The organism is Azospirillum canadense (assembly GCF_025961225.1).
Classification (GTDB): Bacteria; Pseudomonadota; Alphaproteobacteria; order Azospirillales; family Azospirillaceae; genus Azospirillum; species Azospirillum canadense.
On sequence record NZ_JAOQNG010000007.1, the window covers coordinates 1241075 to 1262509 of the forward strand.

Annotated in this window: 20 protein-coding genes; 8 read left to right on the forward strand and 12 right to left on the reverse strand. The window is 68.4% G+C overall.

Going from position 1 to position 21435, the window contains the following annotated elements; translation table 11 throughout:
- Window positions 1–67 precede the first annotated feature (67 nt).
- The 7 genes from M2351_RS33410 to M2351_RS33440 all read right to left on the reverse strand — a co-directional run bounded on the left by M2351_RS33410 (window position 68) and on the right by M2351_RS33440 (window position 7785).
- A complete protein-coding gene (locus M2351_RS33410) occupies window positions 68–706 on the reverse strand; it encodes a dihydroxyacetone kinase subunit L (RefSeq protein WP_264660293.1) in 639 nt (212 codons plus the stop codon).
- A gap of 1 nt (window position 707) precedes the next feature.
- Window positions 708–1709, reverse strand: coding sequence for a dihydroxyacetone kinase subunit DhaK (locus tag M2351_RS33415; protein WP_264660294.1), 1002 nt, complete (start codon window positions 1707–1709; stop codon window positions 708–710).
- 28 nt (window positions 1710–1737) lie between these two features.
- Window positions 1738–3486: an acetolactate synthase catalytic subunit gene (locus M2351_RS33420; protein ID WP_264660295.1), complete on the reverse strand. Its 1749-nt coding sequence runs from the start codon at window positions 3484–3486 to the stop codon at window positions 1738–1740.
- 70 nt (window positions 3487–3556) lie between these two features.
- Complete coding sequence (locus M2351_RS33425) at window positions 3557–4762, reverse strand: CaiB/BaiF CoA transferase family protein (RefSeq protein WP_264660296.1); 1206 nt, start codon at window positions 4760–4762, stop codon at window positions 3557–3559.
- A gap of 9 nt (window positions 4763–4771) precedes the next feature.
- Window positions 4772–5617 (reverse strand): CoA-transferase subunit beta, encoded by an 846-nt coding sequence (locus M2351_RS33430; protein ID WP_264660297.1) that lies wholly within the window; start codon window positions 5615–5617, stop codon window positions 4772–4774.
- A complete protein-coding gene (locus M2351_RS33435) occupies window positions 5610–6515 on the reverse strand; it encodes a CoA transferase subunit A (RefSeq protein WP_264660298.1) in 906 nt (301 codons plus the stop codon). The genes M2351_RS33430 and M2351_RS33435 overlap by 8 nt, the downstream gene beginning before the upstream one ends.
- A 112-nt stretch (window positions 6516–6627) precedes the next feature.
- Window positions 6628–7785: a LacI family DNA-binding transcriptional regulator gene (locus tag M2351_RS33440; RefSeq protein ID WP_264660299.1), complete on the reverse strand. Its 1158-nt coding sequence runs from the start codon at window positions 7783–7785 to the stop codon at window positions 6628–6630.
- A 150-nt stretch (window positions 7786–7935) separates the two neighbouring features.
- On the opposite strand from M2351_RS33440, the gene M2351_RS33445 reads away from it, so the two are divergent.
- From M2351_RS33445 to M2351_RS33465, 5 genes are all read left to right on the forward strand, one after another.
- A complete protein-coding gene (locus M2351_RS33445) occupies window positions 7936–9450 on the forward strand; it encodes a sugar ABC transporter ATP-binding protein (RefSeq protein ID WP_264660300.1) in 1515 nt (504 codons plus the stop codon).
- A complete protein-coding gene (locus M2351_RS33450; protein WP_264660301.1) occupies window positions 9447–10445 on the forward strand; it encodes an ABC transporter permease in 999 nt (332 codons plus the stop codon). The genes M2351_RS33445 and M2351_RS33450 overlap by 4 nt, the downstream gene beginning before the upstream one ends.
- Before the next feature lie 30 nt (window positions 10446–10475).
- On the forward strand, window positions 10476–11489 hold the full coding sequence (locus M2351_RS33455) for a substrate-binding domain-containing protein (RefSeq protein ID WP_264660302.1): 1014 nt from the start codon (window positions 10476–10478) through the stop codon (window positions 11487–11489).
- Between the two features lie 196 nt (window positions 11490–11685).
- Window positions 11686–12585: a CoA transferase subunit A gene (locus M2351_RS33460; protein WP_264660303.1), complete on the forward strand. Its 900-nt coding sequence runs from the start codon at window positions 11686–11688 to the stop codon at window positions 12583–12585.
- A complete protein-coding gene (locus M2351_RS33465) occupies window positions 12582–13451 on the forward strand; it encodes a hypothetical protein (protein WP_264660304.1) in 870 nt (289 codons plus the stop codon). Before M2351_RS33460 ends, M2351_RS33465 begins: the two co-directional genes overlap by 4 nt.
- A gap of 96 nt (window positions 13452–13547) precedes the next feature.
- Here M2351_RS33465 and M2351_RS33470 read toward each other — a convergent pair whose 3' ends face one another.
- Entirely contained in the window at window positions 13548–13949 is a 402-nt protein-coding gene (locus tag M2351_RS33470; protein ID WP_264660305.1) for a 6,7-dimethyl-8-ribityllumazine synthase, read from the reverse strand.
- 220 nt (window positions 13950–14169) lie between these two features.
- Between M2351_RS33470 and M2351_RS33475 the strand changes: the two genes are divergently transcribed.
- Both M2351_RS33475 and M2351_RS33480 read left to right on the forward strand, forming a co-directional pair.
- Entirely contained in the window at window positions 14170–14613 is a 444-nt protein-coding gene (locus M2351_RS33475) for a cupin domain-containing protein (protein ID WP_264660306.1), read from the forward strand.
- 11 nt (window positions 14614–14624) lie between these two features.
- Window positions 14625–15077 carry a carboxymuconolactone decarboxylase family protein gene (locus M2351_RS33480; RefSeq protein WP_264660307.1) on the forward strand — a complete coding sequence of 151 codons (453 nt, stop codon included), beginning with the start codon at window positions 14625–14627 and terminating at the stop codon, window positions 15075–15077.
- A gap of 20 nt (window positions 15078–15097) precedes the next feature.
- Here M2351_RS33480 and pdxR read toward each other — a convergent pair whose 3' ends face one another.
- A complete protein-coding gene (pdxR, locus tag M2351_RS33485) occupies window positions 15098–16489 on the reverse strand; it encodes a MocR-like pyridoxine biosynthesis transcription factor PdxR (protein WP_264660308.1) in 1392 nt (463 codons plus the stop codon).
- Window positions 16490–16894: 405 nt separating this feature from the next.
- Here pdxR and M2351_RS33490 point away from each other — a divergent pair, with 405 nt between their 5' ends.
- Complete coding sequence (locus M2351_RS33490; protein WP_264660309.1) at window positions 16895–17398, forward strand: VOC family protein; 504 nt, start codon at window positions 16895–16897, stop codon at window positions 17396–17398.
- An 84-nt stretch (window positions 17399–17482) separates the two neighbouring features.
- On the opposite strand, the gene paoC is transcribed toward M2351_RS33490, so the two are convergent.
- Genes paoC through paoA form a run of 3 tightly spaced genes read right to left on the reverse strand, consistent with a single transcriptional unit; the run spans window position 17483 to window position 21325 of the window.
- Window positions 17483–19702, reverse strand: a complete 2220-nt coding sequence (gene paoC, locus M2351_RS33495) for an aldehyde oxidoreductase molybdenum-binding subunit PaoC (RefSeq protein WP_264660310.1) — start codon at window positions 19700–19702, stop codon at window positions 17483–17485.
- Between the two features lie 4 nt (window positions 19703–19706).
- On the reverse strand, window positions 19707–20657 hold the full coding sequence (locus tag M2351_RS33500; RefSeq protein ID WP_264660311.1) for an FAD binding domain-containing protein: 951 nt from the start codon (window positions 20655–20657) through the stop codon (window positions 19707–19709).
- Complete coding sequence (paoA, locus tag M2351_RS33505) at window positions 20654–21325, reverse strand: aldehyde dehydrogenase iron-sulfur subunit PaoA (RefSeq protein WP_264660312.1); 672 nt, start codon at window positions 21323–21325, stop codon at window positions 20654–20656. The genes M2351_RS33500 and paoA overlap by 4 nt, the downstream gene beginning before the upstream one ends.
- Window positions 21326–21435: the final 110 nt, after the last annotated feature.

The following is a 21435-nucleotide window of genomic DNA, read 5'->3' on the forward strand; positions in this document are numbered from 1 at the left end:
ACCCAGCCGCTGAGGTACCTTCGGCCGATGAAAGCCGAAGGGGGACGCACCGGGAGAGAGAGAAGCGTCAGGCCGGACCCAGGCTGGCGAGCATGTGGCGGAACGCGATCATGCCCGGATCGTCCAGCCCGATGGAGCGGTCGGCGAACATGCGGGCGCGCCCGATGCGGTTCGGCCGGTCGCGGAACGCGTCCACCGTCGCCGCAACGGTGGCACTGGCCGCGCGGTGCTGGGCGGACGGATCGTTCCGATCGTCCTCCGGCAGCCCAGCCAACGCCGCGCGTGCCGCCTCCAGCGTGTCAAGCACGGTCTTGTCGCCGAGCGACGCGCCGCCGCGCGCGGTCAGGGCGTCAAGGACGGTGCCGAGCAGCGCCGGCAATTCCGCCCACGGCACCGCGGTCCGCCCGGCGGTCGCCTTGGACAGCGTCAGGAAGGCGACGGCCAGAAGCGTGCCGAAGCTCGACCCCGACGCCTTGGAGCAGGCCATGGCGCAGCTCTTGAACGCCTGACCCAGGTCGGGCGGCAGCGTCGGCCGCACCTCCCGCAGGTTGCGGGCGCATTTTTCCAGCGTGGCGCCGAGGTCGCCGTCGCCGAGACGGCCGTCCAGCTCGTTCAGTTCCGGAGCCACCCCCTCCAGCTTGGTGGTTAGGCGGTCGAGCGCCGGACCCAGAGTGTCAATGGTCAGCGTACCGATGGTCGGGGCCATGTCAGACGCTCCAGAACGGGCAGTGGGCCGGGGCGCGCAGCAGCGATTCCAGCGCCTCGTCCAGCCGGAACAGCGTCACCGAGGCGCCGGCCATCTCCATGGAGGTCGCGTAGCGGCCGACCAACGGGAAGGTCACCGTGATACCCTTGTCCGCCAGTTCCTGCGCGATGCGGCGGTAGAGGATGTACAGTTCCTCGTGCGGCGTGGCGCCCAGCGAGTTGACCAGGACCGAAACGCGCTCGCCGCGGCCGATGCCGGTGTCGGCGAGCAGCCGCTCCATCATCTCCGCAACGATGGCGTCGGCCGGCTTCAGCGGGCCGCGCCACAGGCCGGGCTCCCCATGGATGCCCATGCCCATCTCCATCTCGTTGTCGGCGATGGTGAAGGTGGGCTTGCCGGCTTCCGGTACGATGCAGGGCGTCAGTGCCACGCCGATGGTCGCCGTGGCCTCGACGGCCTTCCGGGCCGCCGCCGTCACGTCGCCCAGCGTGGCGCCCGGCCGGTCGGCCATGGCGCCGGCAATCTTGTAGGCGTAGAGCAGGCCGGCGACGCCGCGCCGCTTGGCCTTCTCCCCGCGCGGGGCGCTGGCGATGTCGTCGGCCACCAGCACGGTGGTCGACTCCATCCCCTCCATCTCCAGCATCTCGCCCGCCATGTCGAAGTTCATGCGGTCGCCGCCGTAGTTGCCGTAGAGGCGCAGCACGCCGGCCCCGCCGTCGGCCGCCCGCATGGCGTCCACACAGTCGCCCACGCTCGGCCCGGCGAAGACGTTGCCGATGGAGCAGGCGTCGAGCAGCCCGCGCCCGACATAGCCGGTGAAGGTCGGCAGGTGGCCGGAGCCGCCGCCCGACACGACGCCGACCTTGCCCTGGACCGGCGCGTCGGCGCGGACGATCACGCGCCCGCTCTCACCCGCGCGGCGGTAGCTGTCCGGATGGGCTGCGCACAGCCCATCCAGCATCTCGTCGACGTAGTCGGCGGGGTTGTTGAGGATCTTCTTCATGATGTTCCTCCCTGATGCCTTTTCCAGGTCAGTAGTTCAGCCGGGCGTTGCCCTCGAACATCGTGACGGGCGGGTGGGCGCGCTGCTCGGTGACGATGTCCAGCACCGTGGTGGTGTTGGCGGCCAGCGCCCGCTTCAGGGCCGGCAGAAAATCCTCCGGCTTCTCGATGCGCTCGCCGGCGCAGCCGCAGGCCCGGGCGATGGCCGCGTGGTCGACGGCGGCGAAGTCGCAGACGTCGGAGTAGTCGTTGAACAGGATCTTCTCCGCGTGCTTTTGGTAGCCGAGGATCTGGTTGTTCAGCACCGCGACCACGACGTTCAGCCCCTTACGGCGGGCGGTTTCCAGCTCCGACCAGACGTGGGCGAAGCCGCCGTCGCCGACCAGCGCGAAGACCGGGGCGTCGGGACGCGCGCACTTGGCGCCGAGCGCGAAGGGCAGGCCCCAGCCGAGGCCGGCGAGGCCGCGCGGCGTGACGAAGCGCATGCCCGGCTTGCGCGAGGTCAGGTAGTTGGCGACCCAGATGGAGGAGTAGCTGGCGTCGGCGACCACGATGGCCTCCGGCGTCAGGACCGTGTCGAGGTCGCGCATCAGGCGCTCCGGACGGATCGGCGAGGCGTCCATCGGGATGGCGCGGGCGACGTCCTGCTTCCAGGCGTCGAGGCCGGCGGCGATGGCTTTCTCGATGGCCGGGCGGGCGCCCCGGCGGGCGGAAAGATCCTGGCCGCGCAACGCCTCCGTCAGGGCGGCCAGCGTCAGCTTGGCGTCGCCGACAAGGCGCAGCGCCTCGTAGTTGCGGCCGATCTCCTGCCCGTCCACGTCCAGGTGGATGTAGCGGGCGTTCTTCGGATAAAGCGACCAGCTGTCCGTACCGTTCTGGTTGGTGCGGTTGCCGATCAGCAGGATGACGTCGGCCTCCTCGACCATCGGGCGCAGGTGGCGGGTGCGCCCGCCGGTGCCCATGAAGTAGCCGACCGGGCCGAGCGACAGCGGGTGGGTCTCGTCGACCGCGCCCTTGCCCATGGCGGTGGTGGCGATGGGGAGGGAGGCTTCCTCCTGAAGGGCGGCCAGCTCCGCCGCAGCGTCGGACAGGTGGACGCCGCCGCCGGCGATGACCAGCGGCGCCTTGGCGGAGGCGAGCAGGGCCGCCGCCTCACGCACCTTGGCCGGGTCGGCGCCGACGCGGTCGAGGGGGTAGTGGCCGAGCGAGGCGAAGCGCTCCCCCGCACCGGGAGCGGGGATGTCGTTGAACAGGTCGATGGGGGCGATCAGCACGGCCGGGCCCGGCCGCCCGGAGGCGGCTGCGGTGAAGGCCATGTCGACGTAGTCGTCGATGCGCTCCACCTCCGACACGCGGCGGATCCACTTGGCGCAGCCGCGGAACAGCTCCAGGTGGTCAAGCTCCTGGAAGGCGTTCTTGTCGGTCTGCTTGCGGTGGACGTCCTGGACGATGGCGACGATCGGCACGCTGGCCTTCAGCGCCTCAGCGAGGCCCGGCACCAGCAGCGTGGCGGCGGGGCCGTTCTGCGCGGTGACGACCGGGACCTTGTGGGAGACGCGGGCGTAGGCGTCGGCCATGGCCGTGCCGGCGTTCTCCGTGCGGTAGCCGATCTGGCGGATGCCGAACTCCGGCGCCACCAGGAACAGGGCGGACGGGATGCTCTGGCCGAAGATCACCTCGACGCCGTGCCGGCGAAGGGCCGCCGCGAAGACATGGGCGCCGGTCTTGTTGGAAGCGGGAGCCGCGGCGGGCTTTTCGGCGGCGATGCGGGTGTCCATGGGATTCCTCCTCGGGGAATATATAAATCGTTTTAGTTTTTGAGCGCGCAAAAGCGCGTTGAGTGGGGCGTCAGACGATTCCGCCGTCGCGCAGGGATGCCACGTCGGAGTGGGTCATGCCCAGCCATTCGCCCAGCACGTCCTCCGTGTGCTCGCCCAGCACAGGGGCGGCGCGGCGGATGGAGCCGGGGCTGTCCGACAGGCGCACGGTCAGGCCGTGGGTGGTGAAGTTGCCGGTCTTGGTGTGCGGGATGTCGACGATCTGCTTGGCCTCGCGCATGTAGGGGTTGGCCAGCAGGTCGGGCAGGGTGGCGATCTTCGCGGAGGGAAGTTCCGCCTGCCGCAGCAGGGCGACGACCTCGTCGGCCGGCATGCCGGCGATCCACTCCGCCACGATGGCCTCGATCGCCTCGATGTTGCGCATGCGGGCGTCAAGCGTGGCGAAGCGCGGGTCCTCCAGCAGGTCCGGGCGGTTCATGATGCGGGTCAGACGCGGGAAGTGCGCGTCGTTGCCGGCCACCATGTGCAGCCACTTGCCGTCGCCGGCCTGGAAGGTCTGCGCCGGGGCGGAGTAGCGGTCACGGTTGCCGACGCGGGTCATGGCGCGTCCGAGCATCGCCTGCTCCGGGATGGCCGTGACCAGCATGGACACGGCGCTGCCCATCAGGCTGGCATCGACCATCTGCCCCTTGCCGGTCTTGTGGCGGTCTTCCAGGGCGGCCAGGATGCCGACGGTGGCATAGAGCGCCGTTGCGTAGTCCACCAGGAAGGTGCCGCCCATGGTCGGCGGGCCGTCGGGGTCGCCGGTGATCTCCATCAGGCCGGAGGTCGCCTGGGCGATGCCGTCGAAGCAAGGCTCCCCGGCCATCGGGCCTTCCTGGCCGTAGCCGGAGATGCGGGCCATGATCAGGCGCGGGTTGATGGCGCGCAGGTCGTCCCAGCCGCAGCCCATCTTCTCCATGGTGCCGGGGCGGAAGTTCTCGATCAGGATGTCCGCCTGCTTGACCATCTCGCGCAGGATGGTGTGGGCGCGCGGGTCCCGGAAGTTCAGCGTGATGCTGCGCTTGTTCCGGTTGAACACCATGAAGTAGAGGCTCTCGCCCCCGACGTGCGGCTCCAGCGCGCGGGTGTCGTCGCCGCGCTTGGGCCGTTCCACCTTGACCACGTCGGCCCCCAGGTCGCCCAGCTGCATGCCGCAGTGCGGCCCGGCGATGAAGCGCGACAGGTCGAGGACCTTCAGCCCGTGCAGCGGGCCGTTCTTGGCGGGACCAGACATCAATGCACCTCAGACGCGCAGGAGGACGCGGTTCGGGTCGATCACGCGGCGGATCAAATCCAGCTCGCGCTCGGTGGGCAGCGGGGTGGTCGGGATGCTGTCCGGGACCACCGGCCGGAAGGACAGGCGGTCCAGCACCTCCTCCAGCGTCACGCCCGGATGGAGGGAGCGGATGCGCATCAGCTTGCTCTCCGGCTCGAAGTCGAGGATCGCCTTGTCGGTGACGACCAGATGCGGGCCGCCGGGCTGCAGGCCGGCCTCCTCGCGCGAGCGACCGCCGTGCAGGTGGCCGACGCTGGTGATAAAGTCGACCTTCTCCACGAACACGCGGCGGTCGAGGTCGACCACGACGATCGGGCGCGGCACGAAGGCGAAATGCTCGGGCTGGGCCAGGCAGCCGACCAGACGGACCTTCGGCTTGCGATAGTCGCCGATGGCCGTGATGTTCAGGTTGCCGAAACGGTCCACCTGGGCGGCGGAGTCAAAGCAGACGTCGAAGGCCCGTCGCGCCAGCATGTCGCACTTCACGCCGGTGTCCGACGGGGAGGCGGCGGCCTGCCAGCGGGTGAAGCTGTCCTGCTTCAGGTCGGCCGGCACGCTGGACAGGTCCGGCTCCAGCAGGTTGCCCCAATAGACCGCGGCGGACGGGGCGTGCAGCATCTGGGCGAGGCGCACCGCCGTCAGCGGGATGCCCACCGCCAGCGTGAAGGCGCGGCCGTTGGTGCCAACACCGACGAAGGCGAGGTCGCCGTCGCGGATCTCGCGGGCAATGACGGCCGTGACCAGCTCGTTGGTCGTGGCCGGGGCGGTGCTGCCCGGCGCGTCGGCAGCTGAAACGATTTTATTTTCAGACATGGTTCAGCTCATTGGGCTGGACGTCGAGACGGTTCAGCGCGGAAAGGCCGCCGACCTTGGCGATGTAGGCGCTGTGGCTGGGGATCGCCCGCGCGTATTCGTCCAGGTAGGCCGCGGCCCCCGCGGCGCTGCGGCTGCGCTCCAGGTAATCGGTCAGGTGGGCGTCATCCTCGTCGTACATGGCGTCGACGGACACGGGGTGGGCGCCGTAGGGCACCTCCACGATCGCCTCCACCCAGTTGCCGGGGATGTAGGTCAGCGTCGGGCGCTTCTTGATCTCCTCATGCGGGATGATCTTCTCCACCGTCACGATCACGCGCTTGCCGGCGCTGGCGATCATCTGGTCGATGTCGTCGCTGTCGCGCACGATCGGCCACTGTACGTTGCCGTACTTGTCGCCGACGTAGCCGTGGACGATCGTGAAGTCCGACGTCGCGGCGGCGACGGCCTGCAGCTTCTCCCCCGTGAAGGGGCAGGAGAAGGGGCGGATCTGCTCCGGGTTCTTGTCGGCGATGTCGGATCCCAGCAGCGTCTTGATCGGCAGGAAGGCCAGCCCCTGCGTGGCGGCGCGGAAGCGGGCGACCATGGCCGTCTCGGAGAAGTCGCGCACCTCGATGGCGCCGCTCTCCACCGCCCGGCGGAAGTTGGGGGCGAGGCCGTAGCTGAACATACCGGTGTAGATGCCCTCGTACCGGCGCAAGGCGCCGGCGGCGGCCAGCATGTCGGTGGCGGTGGTCGCCGCCCAGGTCTGCACGGTCAGGTCGGTAACGCCGCGCCGGATCAGGGAGCGAATGGCCGCGTTCGGCTGGCGGCGCAGCAGGCTGCCGCCGATCGCGATGGTGCTGCCCGACGTGACGGGGGCAAGCGCGTCCTCCAGCGATACCAGTTTTTCTTTCACGGTTGATCACTCGCGTGGGTGGGGGTTCCGGCCGAGGAGGTCGGCCGGGTGTCGGTTGCACAGGGCGCGGGGGCGGCGCGGGGCCGCGGCCCGCAAAGACATCAGGTCAAGGTCAGGTCCCGGCCGTCTGGTTCTTCTCGGCCTGGGTTTTCTCAGCCTGGGAAGAGCCACGGCGGCGCGGCTTGGCGACGGCAACCGCCGGGGGCGGGGCCGAGGTGCCGCGCACGATCAGCGACGGCTTCAGGATCACCGACCGCGGTGGGTCGCCGCGGTCGCCGGCGATACGCTGCAACAGCAGGCGCGCCGCGCTGTCGCCGGTTTCACGTTTGGGGTGGTTGATGGTGGTGAGGTTGAGCAGCGGGTGTTCGGCCAACTGGATGTTGTCAAAGCCGACCACCGAGACGTCGGACGGCACCTTGATGCCCAGGTCGTGCAGGGCGCCCAGAGCGCCGAGCGCCATCAGGTCGTTGGCCGCGACGATGGCGGTCGGGCGCTGCGCCGCGGCCATCATCGTGCGGGTGGCGCTGTCGCCGGATTCGATGCTGTAGTCGCCCTGGACGACCAGCGACGGGGCGCTGTCCAGCCCGTGGGCGGCCACCGCCTCCAGATAGGCGGCCAGCCGGTCGTCGGCGGAGCTGGAGCGGAACAGTCCCTTGATGAAGCCGACCCGCCGGTGTCCCAGGCTGACGAGGTAGTCCATCGCCATCCGCACGCCGGCCTGGTTGTCGATCCCCACATAGTCGCAGGAATGGCCCGGCGCCCGGCGGTTGACCGTGACCAGCGGAATGCCGGCCGCCTCCACCCGCTCCATGTCCTGGTCGTCCAGGATTTGCGACAGAACGATCATGCCGTCGATCTGTTTGTCCAACAGGGAGCGAACGTAGGCGGTCTTCTTCTCCGCCTGGAAATCCGTGTTGCAGAGGATGAGGTTCTTGCGCTCCCGCCACACCACGTCCTCCACGCCGCGGACGACGTCCGGCACGAAGGGGTTGGCGATGTCGCCGACGACGAGCCCGATCGACCAGCTGCGCCCCATGCGCAGGCCGCGCGCCGTGGAGGAGGCGTGATAGCCGATCTCCCGCGCCTTGCGGAGCACCAGTTCGCGCGTCTGCGCCTTCACGTTCGGCTTGCCGGCCAGCGCGTTGGAGACGGTGGCCGGCGACACGCCGCAGAGTGCCGCGAGATCAAGGATGGTCGGCCGAGCCGGCGAGCCTTGGCCGGCGTCGGTGCCGCCGTTGGCCTCTTCCTGGGGGAGTCGATTTCTGCTCATGCCACACCAAAAAATGCTTGCAGGACGGAGTAAAAACGTTTTAGCTCGGAACTGCAAGCGGAAAAAACAGTGGGCTTGCCGAACCAAGCCAGCCAAAACAAGCCGCCAGAACAAGCGGAACGAACGGATCACAAGGGGGGATGGGAAGCGATGCGCGATTCTGCGCCCCTGCTGCGCCTGACGGCGATTTCGAAAAGCTTTCCCGGCGTGCGTGCCCTGGATGGGGTGGACCTGACGGTCGGCGCCGGTGAAGTGGTTGCGTTGATTGGAGAAAACGGGGCCGGCAAGTCGACGCTGATGAAGATCCTGAACGGGATCTACCAGCCCGACGGTGGCGAGATCGCGCTGGACGGCGCGCCCGTCCCCTTCCCGACCCCGCACGCGGCCTTGTCGCGCGGGGTCAGCATGGTCCACCAGGAACCGAAGCTGTGCCTCGCGCTCAGCGTTACCGAAAACGTTTTAATTGGCAGGCTCCCGAAGGGCCGGCTCGGCGCGATCGATTGGCGCCGGGCGCATGAGCGCACGCGGGAGCTGCTGCAACGGGTCGGCATGCGCGTGGAGCCGACGACCGCGACGGAACGCCTGTCCATCGCCGAGCGGCAGCTGTTGCAGATCGCCAAGGCGCTGGCGTCGGACTCGCGCCTGATCGTGCTGGACGAACCGACCGCCAGCCTGACCCCGGTGGAGGTGGACGTGCTGTTCGGCATCGTCCGCGATCTTCAGGCGGGCGGCGTCAGTTTCATCTACATCTCCCACCATCTGGAGGAGATCTTCCGGATCGCCCAGTCGGTGTCCGTGCTGAAGGACGGCCGCAAGGTCGCCGACCGCAAGGTGGCGGAAACGACGAAGGAGGAGCTGCTGTCCCTGATGGTCGGGCGCGACCTCGGCAACCGCTTCCCGGCCAAGGGCCGGCGCCCCGGCGCCCCGGCGCTGGAGGTGCGCAACCTGACGGGCCGCGGCTTCCGCAACGTGTCCTTCCGCGTCCACAAGGGCGAGGTGGTGGGCATCGCCGGCCTGGTCGGCGCCGGCCGCACCGAACTGGCCCGCGCCATCTTCGGCGCCGACCCCATCAAGGGCGGCGAGATCCTGGTGAACGGCAAGCCCGCCACCATCCGCAACCCGGCGGACGCCATCGGCCTCGGCGTCGCCTACATCGCGGAGGACCGGCGCGACGGGCTGTTCATGCCGCTGCCGGTGCGCGAGAACATCACCGTCGTGGCGCCGGAGGCGATCGCCACCAACGGGATCATCCGGGAGCGCACGCAGAAGTCCATCGCGCTCGACTACATAAAACGTTTGAACATCCGCACGCCGAGCGGGGAACAGCCGATCCGTTTCCTCAGCGGCGGCAACCAGCAGAAATGCATCCTGGCGCGCTGGATCATCAAGGGCGTGCAGACGATCATCTTCGACGAGCCGACGCGGGGCATCGACGTCGGCGCGAAGACCGAGATCTACCGCCTGATCGACCAGTTGGCCAGCGAAGGCAAGGCCGTCATCCTGATCTCGTCCGAACTGCCGGAAATCCTCGGCATGAGCGACCGCGTCCTCGTCATGGAGCGCGGGCGCCTGAGCGGCGAGGTCGATGGGCATGAAGCGACCGAGGAAAACCTCCTGGCGCTCGCCCTTCCGACCAACACCCCTTCCCACGAGTTGCAGCCATGACCGAACAGTCCCCCCCGATCGCCGGCCCCGGAGCGGGCGCGGCCTCGGCCACCTCCGCCCGGTCCGTCAACTGGACGGGCTACCTGGTCCAGTACAGCAACGTCCTCGCCTTGGTCGCCATCCTGGTGGTGGCGTCGATCCTGTCGCCGTATTTCTTCTCGTCGCGCAACATCTTCAACGTGCTGCGCGGCGCGACCATGGTCGGCATTGTCGCCGTGGGCATGACCTACGTCATCCTGAACCGGGGCATCGACCTGTCGGTCGGCTCGCTGGTCGGTTTGTCGGCGGCGCTGACGGCCTCCTTCGCGCAGCACGGCCTCCTGGTCGCCGCCTCCATCGGGCTGGCGTCGGGCCTGGCGCTCGGGCTCGCCAACGGGCTGATGATCACGGCGCTGCGGCTGCAACCCTTCATCGCCACGCTCGGCATGATGATCTTCGCGCGCGGTTTGGTGTTCGTCTACACGGGCGGCAGCAACATCGTGGTCGACAACCCGACCGACGCCTTCTCCTTCCTGGGGTCGGGCTACGCCGGGCCGATCCCGGTGCCGGTGCTGGTGTTCATCGCCATCTGGGCGGTGGCCGCCTGGGTGCTGCGCTACACCGTGTTCGGCCGCTCCATCTACGCGGTCGGCGCCAACGAAGAGGCGGCGCGCCTGTCCGGCATAAACGCCGACCGCAACAAGATCCTGGTCTACTGCATCAGCGGCGTGCTGGCGGCCTTCGCCGGCGTGGTGATGGCCAGCCGTCTGACCGTGGGCGAGCCGAACGGCGGCACGCTGTACGAACTGGACGCCATCGCCGCGGTGCTGATCGGCGGCACGACGTTCGACGGCGGCGTGGGCAGCGTGCACGGCACGGTGCTGGGCATCCTGATCCTGGCCTTTCTGTCCAACGTGTTGAACCTGCTGAACATTTCCCCCTACTCGCAGATGCTGCTGAAGGGCGTGATCATCGTCCTGGCTGTCGTCGTCAGCGAGTGGCGGAAGCGGAAGTAAGCAAAAAACCATTCCCTGAGGAAACGCATCATGGCCAAGAACGATCTCTGGACCCCGAGCCGCCGCCACGTCCTGAAGCTGGGTGCGGCGGGCGGCCTCGCCGCCGCCGGGCTGCCCCTTATCCAACGCACCGCCTGGGGCGAGACCGGCGTGGAAGGGAAGACCATCGGCTTCACGATGTCCTTCTCGAACACCGAGTGGATCAAGCAGATGCACCTCGGTGTTGTGGACACCGCCAAGAAGTACGGCATGAACACGGTGGTCTACGACGCCAACGACCAGCCGACCAAGCAGATCCGCGACATTGAAGACCTGATCGTCCGCAACGTCGACGTTATCATCATCTCCACCTACTACGCCGACGCCATCCGCCCGGCGGTGCAGGAGATCAACCGCGCCGGCATCCCCATCGTCGTGCTCAGCTCGCCGCTGCCGGCGGGGGTGAACTTCAACTGCCTGCTGTCCACCGACATGGTCGGCACCGCCCGCAAGGCCGGCGAGTACTATGTGAAGAAGCTGAACGGCCAGGGCAACGTCGTGCAGATCGACGGCAAGCCCGGTTCGCTGATCAACCAGCAGCGCGGCAGCGGCTGGCGCGAGGTGATCGACAAGAACCCGGGAATCAAGGTCGTTTCCCACGTCGTCGCCAACTACGACCGCACCCAGGCGATCCGCGGCATGGAGGACGCGCTCCAGGCCAACGGCAAGATCGATGCCGTCTACTGCCACAACGACGACATGGCGCTGGGCGCGGTGCGCGCCGCGACGGAGTTCGGCCGCAACAAGGACATGTTCTTCACCGGCTACGACGGCCTGACGCCGGAGGCGCTGGAGGCCATCCACAACGGCACGCTCGACGCCGTGTGGGAGTACCTGCCCTTCGGCGTGGAGGGCGTGGAAGCCGCGATCCGCATCCTTCAGAAAAAGCCGCTTCCGAAGACCATCGCCTTCGAATCGCCGATGATCACGAAGGATAACGTCCTGGAATGGTACGACCCGAAGGAGCGCAAGCGCCGCGTCCTGCCGTCGCGCCTGTCGCTCTGACGCCCGAAGGGCCATCTGGAAACCCCGTTGTTCCCCTCGCCCGCCTCCGGCGGGAGAGGGAGGGGCCCAAGCCTCTGGCTTGGGAGGGTGAGGGCTTGGTTCCTCGGAAAAACCTTGCCCTCACCCTCCCGCCTGCGGCGGGTCCCTCCCGCTCCCAGTGGGGCTGGGAGCGGGTGATGAGACTGGACGGTTCGACGTGACGAACAAGACTTCCAAGGTCGGCAGCATCGCCGACGCCGTGACCCTGATCCCGGACGGGACGCGGCTGGCGATCGGCGGCTTCGCCATCTACCAACACCCCATGGCGGTGGTGCGTGCGCTGATCCGCGCCGGCCGCCGCGACCTGGCCATCGTCGGCACCGTGAACGGCAACGAAGTCGACCTGCTCGTCGGCGCCGGCTGCGTGAAGCGGGTCGAGACATCCTACGTCGGCCTGGAGAAATACGGCCTCGCCCCCAATTTCCGCCGCGCGGTGGAGGAGGGCCGGGTGGAGGTCGTGGACTATCCGGAGGTGCTGAGCTTCGACCGCTTCCGCGCCAGCCAGGAGAACTTCACCTTCTGGCCCTGCGACTATTTGGGCGGCACCGACGTGCTGGCCCGCAACCCGGACATCAAGCCGTTCATCTGTCCGGCGACCGGCCGGACGCTGCACGCCGTGCCGCCCGCCGACCCGGAGGTCGTGGTCCTGCACGCCATCGCCGCCGACGAGCGCGGCAACGTCATCCTGCCGCAACGCCACCTGCTGCCGCAGGGGCTGGACGTGATCATGGCGCGCGGCTGCGACACGGTGATCGTGACCGTGGAGAAGATCGTGCCGCAGAGCATGATCCGCCGCCACGCGGCGCAGGTGCAGATCCCGTCCTACAAGACGACGCTGGTGGTGGAGGCGCCCTGGGGCGCGCACCCGACCGCTCTGCTTGGCCGCTACGCCACCGACGACGCGCATTTCCGCGATTATGTGGCCGCCTCGGCCAGCCCGGACGGCTTTGCCGCCTACCTCGACCGCTACGTGCACGGCCCCGCCGACCACCAGGCCTACCTCGACGCGGTCGGCCCCGGGCGCCTGGGCAGCCTGACGGAGTTCGACACGCTATGAGCGCGAACCTCAACGATACCCTGCTGGATAGGGCGCTGGACGGCACCCCGGACGGCGCGACGCTGGCGGAGACCATCGCGGTCAACCTCGCCCGCTCCTTCGCGGACGGGGAGGTCGGCTTCACCGGCCTTGTCACCGGCGGGGCGGCGGCGCTGTTCGGCACCTCCATTCCGCTCGCCGCCATGTCTCTGGCGCAGGCGATGCACGCGCCGAACCTGACCATCCTGCTGGCCGGCTGGTCGCACAACCCGGATCTCGGCTCCCTGTCGGTCATGCCGGATTCGGAGTTCGATTCCGTGCTGCGCGACCTTCCCTGCGACGCGCAGATGCTGACCTACCCCGGTCCCTGGGCGATCAAGCGCGGCGACATCGACTTCGGTTTCAGTTCCGGCGTGCAGGTCGACGCGGTCGGCAGCATCAACAGCGTCTGCATCGGCGACCCGGCCAAGCCCAAGGTCCGCCTCGTCGGACCGATCCTCCAGCCGGAACACATGACCCTGTTCGGGCGCGAGTATGTGATGATGCCCCACCACGCCCGTCGCAACTTCGTGGAGAAGGTCGACTATGTCTCCGGCGTCGGCTATCCGGGCGGGCTGGAAGGGCGCAAACGCCTCGGCCTGAACCACGGTGGGCCGGAATGGGTGGTCACGCCGAAATGCGTGTTCGACTTCGACAAGGAAGCCGGGCGCATCCGCGTGAAGTCCGTCCACCGCGACGCCGACCGGCGGGACCTTGCCGAGCACACCGGCTTCGCCGTCGATGCCGGGAACGCTCCCCTGACGGCCGCCCCGACCAAGGATGAACTGGACCTGCTGCGCCGCCACGTGGATCCGAACGGCATCCTGCTGGGACGCCGGGCCGCGTAGCCCCTCGGCTGTTTCTCACGCTTTCCTGGGCGGGACCGTCGTTCCCGCCCAGCCCCGATTCTCAACGGCGATCGGGAACGGTCATCACAGCCGGGATCATTCGGTCAACATCGTCGCGATCGCCTCGACCGCCGCCGCCGCGTAGGGGCGGACCCGGCTGGGAATCTGCGACGGGTGAATGTCCGGGCCCAGAATGCCGACACCGACCGGCTTCATGAATTCGAGCTGCAGGTCGATCAGGCTCTTGATCACGGCGTGGCCCATGACCAGGCCATGCGAGGTTTCGCCCCGCTCGATGATGCCGAGAGCCGCCACGCCGGCGACCTCGGGGCGCCGCAGCAGGCGCTTGACCGCCAACGGCGTTTCCATCGAACCCGGGACCCAGGTCTCGGCCGCGATCTGCAGCCCCAGCCGGGCGGCCACATCGCGCGCTTCCGCCAGCATCTCCTCGGCCTCCTTGCGGTGGAAGCGTCCCAGCACCAACCCGATCTGCGCCATCGTCCTCTCCTGTGAACCAACCCTGTGAATAGGCCCAGTGAATGGGGCCGCCACAGTACGAAAGCGCGTCGCGTCCGAGAAGCCATAGAATTGGGTGCGGCCGGACCGGATTCGCCTCGCCCCCATCGATGGTACAGAAATTCTTTCCGGTCTTGGTCCTTATGCCCGGCCAGTTGGAGGCGCATCGTCACCGGAGCGACCATCAACCGAGGATCGACGGATGCACCTGCGTTCCCTCGCCGTCATCGGCTGGCTCGCAGCGGTCGCGGCGCCCGCCGCCGCTCCCGCCGCGCAGCCCCTGCACGAAACCGTGACGCCGGCCTTCCAGCACGCAATTCCCAACATTCCCGGGAAAAACCTCCTTTCCGTCGTCGTCGACTACCCGCCCGGCGGCAAATCCGGGCCGCACCATCACGCGGGGTCGGCCTTCATCTATGCCTATGTGCTGTCCGGTGCGATCCGCAGCCAGGTCGATGACGGCCCGGACAAGGTCTATCGCGCCGGCGAGAGCTTTTTCGAAACGCCCGGCGCCCAGCACCGCGTCAGCGAGAACGCCAGCGCCACCGAACCGGCCCGCCTGCTCGCGGTCTTCATCATCGACGACGGCGACACCCCTCTGACTTCTCCCCTGGCCACCCCCCTGGCCACCACCAACTCTCATTGAGGAGCACCACCATGACCCAGCGTCTCGACTACAACAGCATCGCGCCCGCCGGCATGAAGGCCCTGGGCGGCGTTTACGGCTACGTCAGCCAGAGCGGCCTGCCGGCCGAGCTGATCAATCTCGTCTTCCTCCGGGTGTCGCAGATCAACGGCTGCGCCTACTGCATCGACATGCACAGCCGCGACCTGATCAAGGGCGGCATGGCCGTCGACAAGCTGGTGCTGGTGCCGGTTTGGCACGAGGCCGGCGCGCTGTTCACCGCGCAGGAGCGCGCCGCCCTGCGCTGGTCGGAGACGGTGACCCGGGTGGCGGACACTGCCATTCCCGACGAGGAATACCAGGCCGTCTCGGCGCAGTTCTCGGAAAAGGAGCGTGTCGACCTGACGATCGCGGTCGGGCTGATGAACGTCTACAACCGAATCGCGATCAGCTTCCGTGCGACGCCGGCCGCGGTGGCGCGCTGACGCGCGCAGCGGTCGAATGCCTAGCCGTGACGGTCCGCGAGTTCGATCAGCCGCGCGCAGTCGGAGGCCAACCGCCGCTCGTACAGATTGGTCGTTCCCAGAAGCAGGCCACGGGGCCGCGGCTCATCGGCGTCCCAGGGGGCGTACCAGGGGGACAGGGGCACCGGCGCCAAGCCGAACGGCAGGGCGTGCAACGCGACGTCGGTGTCCTTCGTCCCGTCCGGCAGCGTGACGCGGACCGACAGGCTCCCCGCGGCTTCCGCCCGAACGGCCCCGCGTCCGTTCGCGTCGGCCGCTGCGCGCATCCCGGCCAGCACGGCCTCCTGGCGGGTGGCGTAGAGCCGCTTCATCCGCCGCAGGTGGCGGAAATAGTGGCCTTCGGCCATGAACTCCGTCACCGCCCGCTGCACCACCGTCGCCGGCGCGGGGGCCAAACAGGCCGCCGCCTCGCCGAAGACGGTGGTCAGCGCGGGCGGCACCACGAGGAAGCCCAGCCGCAGCGCCGGGCTGATCGTCTTGCTGAAAGTGCCCACGTGCAGGACGCGCCCGTCCCGGTCGAGGGATGCGAGTGCCGGCGCGGCGCGTCCCTTGAGCTGAAGCTCGCTCAGGTAGTCGTCCTCGACGATCCAGGCGTCGGTCCGGCCGGCCCAGTCCAGAAGCGCTAGGCGACGGTCGAGCGACAAGGTGACGCCCAACGGCGCCTGCTGCCCCGGCGTCACCACGGCGAGCGCGGCTTGCGGGGCCCGCCGCACCCCTTCCGCAACGTCGATCCCGTCGGTGTCGACCGGCACGGCGGCGACCCTCATCCGGGCGAGGCGGAGCGCGGTCCGCGTCAGGGGAAAGCCGGGATCCTCCAGCCACGCCGTCGCGTCTTCCAGGCGCAGGGTCCGGATGATCAGGCCGAGCGCCCCGGAAAAGCCGGCCGTGATGAGCACCTGGGCCGGCGTGCAGCGGACACCCCGGGCGATGGCGAGATAGGCGGCGATCTCCCGGCGCAAATCCGGATGGCCGCGCGGATCGGGATAGCCGACGGGCGCGGCCGCGGCGGTCCGGGCGGCGCGCGCCATGATCCGGGACCAGAGCGTGTAGGGGAAGGCGTCCTGGGCCGGCACGCCCATCTGGAACGACAGGGGGGTGGTCTCGAAATCGTGGTACAACTCGGGCAGGGGAGGGGCCTCGCCGCCGCGTTCGGCCGCCGGCGCCATCGCGATGCGCTCCGCCACCCGCGTTCCGGCGGCTCCCATCCCGATCACCAACTGCTCGTCGATCAGCCGCTCGTAGGCCTCGCGCACCGTGCCGCGCGACACGCCGAGGTGGGTCGCCAGATCGCGCCAGGAGGGCAGGCGCGCGCCGCCGGCCAGCCGGCCGTCGCGAATGGCGTCGCGGAGCGCGGCGTGGATTTGCGCGGCCAACGGGATTTTCGCGCTCCGGCTGACAGCCAGATGCAGCGGCTCGAACAAATCCGGCGGGGCTGGGTGCGGTTGGGACATGTCCGCAGGATAGCGCAGGCCGCATTCGGCGACGGCGGCTTTTTCGAGCCTCCGCACGGTCGCAACGACGCGCGGCCAGCGATATTCACCACAATCCACCGTTCAGGCGATCGGGAGGATGGCGTTGTGATGGGGTGTAGAACCAGTAATTTCCATGATATATGGCGCATGGTCGTGAATAACGCCTGGTGCTTATCGGTTTTTTAGGCGGATGTAATGGGTGATCACGCTCATTGAATTTACTTGTGCTTACCGTTCTTAACGGAATCCGCAGATTGAAGAGCTGTAGCACTGGACATCTCCAAGGCAAAGCAAGCGGAGGAATTCATGTCCTATCATCCCGTGCCCGTGACGCATGTCGGCCTGACCGTCACCGCCATACGCGCCGCGACGACGTGGTATACGGAGGCGTTCAGCTGCCGGCACATCATCGGCCCCCTGCATGTGAAGCATGACGGCTCCCACATCGGCGAGGTGTTCAAGGGAATCTTCGGCGACAAGTTCGAGGAAGGCTACGTGAGCCACCTCGCCACGGCGAATGGCGTGGGGATCGAGCTGTTCCAGTTCGTCGTGCCGGCTTCGGAAGACGCTCCCGACAACTTCCTATATTGGAAGACCGGTGTGTTCCATTTCTGCCTGGTCGATCCCGACATCGAGGGGTTGGCACGCCGCATCAAGGAAATGGGCGGGAAGCAGCGCTCAAAAGTGTGGACGCTGTTCGAAGGGGAACCGTTCAAGGCCGTGTACTGCGAGGATCCCTGGGGAAACCTGATCGAGATCTACTCCCACTCGACGGAACTGATGTACGCCAATCGTGATCGTGGTGCTTGACCTTTTCGCACTGAACCGTCGAGCTTGAACAGAAGGCGTTTGATGGACCTCCCATCAAACGCCTTCGGCATCAGCCCCGGCCGCCTACGCGGTTCTGGGCAGTGCGGTGAAGTGCTTCTCCAGCGTGATCGGGTAATTGCGCACGCGCACGCCCGTTGCGTTGTAAACGGCGTTTGCCACCGCGGCCGCGACGCCGCACAAGCCGATCTCGCCGATCCCCTTTGCCTTCATGGGCGAGGACTTAACGTCCGGATGGTCGAGGAAGATCACCTCCTGGTGCGGGATGTCGGCGTGGACCGGCACTTCGTAGCCGCCAAGGTCATGGTTGACAAAGCAGCCATGGCGCGTGTCGACGGCGAGCGCCTCCATCAGGGCCGCGCCGACGCCCATCGTCATGCCCCCGATGACCTGGCTGCGCGCCGTCGTGGGGTTCAGAACGCGGCCGGCGTCGACCACCGCCAACATCCGGCGGACGCGCGTTTCGCCGGTGAAGCTGTTGACGCCGACCTCGGCAAACTGCGCGGCGAAGGTGGCTTGCACGTATTTCTTGTCGAGGTCCCCGAACGTGATGCCGTCCTCACCCGTCAACGGCCCATTCTTCGCGGCCTCGGCAAGGGCGATGGAGCGGTTGCCCGACGTGACCTTCCCATCCGCGAACTCCGCGTCCGCGGCGTTGAAGCCGAGCCGGGCGGCAACCGCTTCGCGCAGCTTGACGCACGCGGCGTAGAGGCCCGAGGTCGAGGTGTTGGCACCCCACTGGCCGCCGGACCCCGCCGATTGGGGAAAGGCGGAGTCCCCCAGCTTCACCGTCACGGCGCCGATCGGCACGCCCATCATCTCCGCCGCGGTCTGGGCAAGGATCGTGTAGGCGCCGGTGCCGATGTCGGTCATGTCGGTCTCGACCGTCAGCCGGCCATCCGGTTCAAGGCGGATCCGCGCGGCGGACGGCATCAGCAGGTTCAGCCGTATCCCGGCCGCCATCCCCATGCCGACCAGCCACTTGCCGTCGCGCACCGCGCCGGGCGTCTTGCTGCGTTTGGACCAGCCGAAATGCTCAGCACCGGTCCTCAGGCACTCGACCAGGTGCCGTTCCGAGAAGGGCCGCTGCGGGTTGCGCGGGTCCGCCTGCGTGTCGTTCAGGACGCGGAACTCGACCGGGTCGATGCCGAGCTTCTCCGCCATTTCGTCCATCGCCATTTCGAGCGCCATCAGACCCGGCGCCTCGCCCGGCGCGCGCATGTCGTTCGCCTCGCCGAGGTCGAGCGCCGCGAGCTTCAGGTAAATCTCGCGGTTGGGGGCGGCGTAGAACAGCTTGGTCGGCGCGATCCCGGCTTCGGGCATTCCGCCGGGCAGGTTGCCGCTGATGTTCACGTGCCCGATGGCGGTCAGCCGGCCGTCCGGTGTCGCACCGAGCCGGATCCGCTGGATCGTCGCCGCGCGGTGTGTGCCGTTGTTGATGATGAGTGGCCGTTGCAGCGTCACCTTCACGGGCCGTCCCGCCGCCTTCGCGCCGAGCGCCGCGAGCAGCGCGTCGGCCCGCAGGTAGAGCTTGCTGCCGAAGCCGCCGCCGATGTACGGGGACTCCACGCGCACCTTCTCCTCCGGAATGTCGAGGGTCGTCGCGAGGGCGGCCTTCGCCCAGTGGACCATCTGCTGGGACGTCCAGACGGTGACACGGTCGCCGTCCCAGGCGGCGATGGAGGCGTGCGGCTCCATCATCGCGTGGGTCTCGTCCGGGGTCGTGTAGGTCTCGTCGAGCTTCACCGGCGCCGCGGCGAAGGCGGCGTCGAAGTCGCCCACGCGGTCGTAGACCTCGGCGTCCTCGCCCTCGTTGGGGTCCACCGACGGCGGCGCGTCGGGCGCTTCCGCGGCGAGGTCGAACTTGCCCGGCGCCGTCTCATAGTCGACCTTGACGAGGAAGGCCGCCGCCCGCGCCTCCTCGAAGGTCTGCGCCACCACCAACGCGACGGCTTGGTGGTAGTGCGCCACCTCGGCCCCCCCGAAGAGCTTCGCGGTCTGGCGCAGCGGGTTCTTCTCCGCGGCCTTGTAGTCCAGCGTCGTGATCACGGTGACGACGCCGGGCGCGGCCTTCGCCGCCGCCGTGTCGATCCGCGCGATGCGCCCCTTGGCGATCGTGGCGCCGACCACATAGCCATAGGCCTGGTTCGCGACGACCTCATGGCGCTCGTAGGCGTAGGGGGCGGTGCCGGTGACCTTCAGCGGGCCGTCGACGCGGGTTGCGGGGCGTCCGACGACAATCAGCTGGTCGATCGGGTTTCGGCCGGAGGGTGTCGTGAAGTCCATCGCCTTACACTCTCCTTTCAGCAACCACCAGCGCGAGCGTGCGCTCCGCGAGCGGGATCTTGAACGCGTTGTCCTTCGTCGGGGTGGCTCCTTCGAAGGCGGCGGACACCACGGCGGCCGGCCCCTTGGGCAGGGCCGCTTCCGCCGCCTTGACCCGCCATGGCCGTGGCGCGACGCTGCCGAACGCGACGCGGCCCGTTCCGTCCTTCTGGAGGACCGCCGCAACCGAGACGATCGCGAAGGCGTAGGACGCGCGGTCGCGCACCTTGTGGTAATGGTGCGAGCCGCCGAGCGGCGGCGGCAGCGTGACGGCGGTGATCAATTCGCCGGGCTCGAGCGCGAACTCGACCTCCGGCGTGTTGCCGGGAAGGCGGTGGAAATCGGCGATCGGGATGCTGCGGGTCCGCCCGGCGGCGTCCATCGTCTCCACCGTGGCGTCGAGAACGGTGAGCGCGACGGCCATGTCGCCTGGATTCTGGGCGATGCAGCCCTCGCTCGTGCCGATTACCGCGAGCGAGCGCGACACGCCGCCCATGGCCGAGCAGCCGGACCCGGGCACGCGTTTGTTGCACGGCATGTCGGTGTTGTAGAAATACGGGCAGCGGTTGCGTTGCAGGAGATTGCCCCCCGTCGACGCCTTGTTGCGGAGCTGGCCGGTGGCACCCGCCACGATCGCGCGGGAGAGGACCGCATACTCGCGCTTCACCCGCGGGTGGGACGCGAGGTCGGTGTTGGTGACCAGCGCGCCGATCCTGAGCCCGCCGTCCGCGCTGTCCTCGATGGTGGTGAGCGGAAGGCCGCGGATGTCCACCAGATGGGTGGGAGTCTCGATTTGGAACTTCATCAGGTCGAGAAGGTTCGTGCCCCCGGCGATGAACTTGGCGCCGGGCGTGGACGCGATTGCCTTGACGGCCTCGGCCGGGCTTTTCGCCCGTTCGTAGGTGAATGGGATCATGCCTTGGCTCCCGCCACTTCGGTGATGGCTTCGGCGATGTTGGAATAGGCGCCGCAGCGGCAGATGTTGCCGCTCATCCGTTCGCGCAGCTCCAGGTTGGTGAGCTTCATCGGCGCGGCGATGTCGTCGGTGACGTGGCTCGGAACGCCTTTCTCGATCTCCGCGAGCAGAGCCACGGCCGAACAGATCTGGCCGGGGGTGCAATAGCCGCATTGAAAGCCGTCGTGCTTCAGGAAGGCGGCCTGCATCGGATGCAGCGCGTCCGGCGTGCCGAGGCCCTCGACCGTCGTGACGCGGTCGCCGTCGTGCATGACGGCAAGGCTGAGGCAGGCGTTGATGCGGATGCCGTTCACCAGCACCGTGCAGGCGCCGCAGTGCCCGTGGTCGCAGCCCTTTTTGGTGCCGGTCAGCTGAAGATGCTCCCGCAGGGCGTCGAGAAGGCTCGTTCGCGTGTCGAGCGTCAGGGACCGGGAACGGCCGTTGATGTCCATGGTGACGGTCATCATCGGGTTGGCTTCCATAGTGACGTTCCTCGTGGGCGCGGCGCTGGGCGCGGGCGTGTCGGCGGCCTGTGCCGTGCCGAAGATTGGCGTCGACGCCATCGCGGACAGTGACGCTCCTCCGGCAACGAACTCGCGGCGGGATAGCTCCCAGTCGGGACTGCTCATGACCTGCCTCCGCTGTTTTGGGTTTTCCAGGCCGCACCGGGCGCCGCCACGGGCGCCGTCATGGGCTTCGGTGGCGCAGAGACAGATAGTCCGCCACCATCGGCCGACCG

Coding starts and splice junctions, on each gene's coding strand:
- M2351_RS33410 (WP_264660293.1), bottom strand. CDS start 706: ATGGCCCCGACCATCGGTACGCTGACCATTGACACTCTGGGTCCGGCG.
- M2351_RS33415 (WP_264660294.1), bottom strand. CDS start 1,709: ATGAAGAAGATCCTCAACAACCCCGCCGACTACGTCGACGAGATGCTG.
- M2351_RS33420 (WP_264660295.1), bottom strand. CDS start 3,486: ATGGACACCCGCATCGCCGCCGAAAAGCCCGCCGCGGCTCCCGCTTCC.
- M2351_RS33425 (WP_264660296.1), bottom strand. CDS start 4,762: ATGTCTGGTCCCGCCAAGAACGGCCCGCTGCACGGGCTGAAGGTCCTC.
- M2351_RS33430 (WP_264660297.1), bottom strand. CDS start 5,617: ATGTCTGAAAATAAAATCGTTTCAGCTGCCGACGCGCCGGGCAGCACC.
- M2351_RS33440 (WP_264660299.1), bottom strand. CDS start 7,785: ATGAGCAGAAATCGACTCCCCCAGGAAGAGGCCAACGGCGGCACCGAC.
- M2351_RS33445 (WP_264660300.1), top strand. CDS start 7,936: ATGCGCGATTCTGCGCCCCTGCTGCGCCTGACGGCGATTTCGAAAAGC.
- M2351_RS33450 (WP_264660301.1), top strand. CDS start 9,447: ATGACCGAACAGTCCCCCCCGATCGCCGGCCCCGGAGCGGGCGCGGCC.
- M2351_RS33455 (WP_264660302.1), top strand. CDS start 10,476: ATGGCCAAGAACGATCTCTGGACCCCGAGCCGCCGCCACGTCCTGAAG.
- M2351_RS33465 (WP_264660304.1), top strand. CDS start 12,582: ATGAGCGCGAACCTCAACGATACCCTGCTGGATAGGGCGCTGGACGGC.
- M2351_RS33470 (WP_264660305.1), bottom strand. CDS start 13,949: ATGGCGCAGATCGGGTTGGTGCTGGGACGCTTCCACCGCAAGGAGGCC.
- M2351_RS33475 (WP_264660306.1), top strand. CDS start 14,170: ATGCACCTGCGTTCCCTCGCCGTCATCGGCTGGCTCGCAGCGGTCGCG.
- M2351_RS33480 (WP_264660307.1), top strand. CDS start 14,625: ATGACCCAGCGTCTCGACTACAACAGCATCGCGCCCGCCGGCATGAAG.
- M2351_RS33490 (WP_264660309.1), top strand. CDS start 16,895: ATGTCCTATCATCCCGTGCCCGTGACGCATGTCGGCCTGACCGTCACC.
- paoC (WP_264660310.1), bottom strand. CDS start 19,702: ATGGACTTCACGACACCCTCCGGCCGAAACCCGATCGACCAGCTGATT.
- M2351_RS33500 (WP_264660311.1), bottom strand. CDS start 20,657: ATGATCCCATTCACCTACGAACGGGCGAAAAGCCCGGCCGAGGCCGTC.
- paoA (WP_264660312.1), bottom strand. CDS start 21,325: ATGAGCAGTCCCGACTGGGAGCTATCCCGCCGCGAGTTCGTTGCCGGA.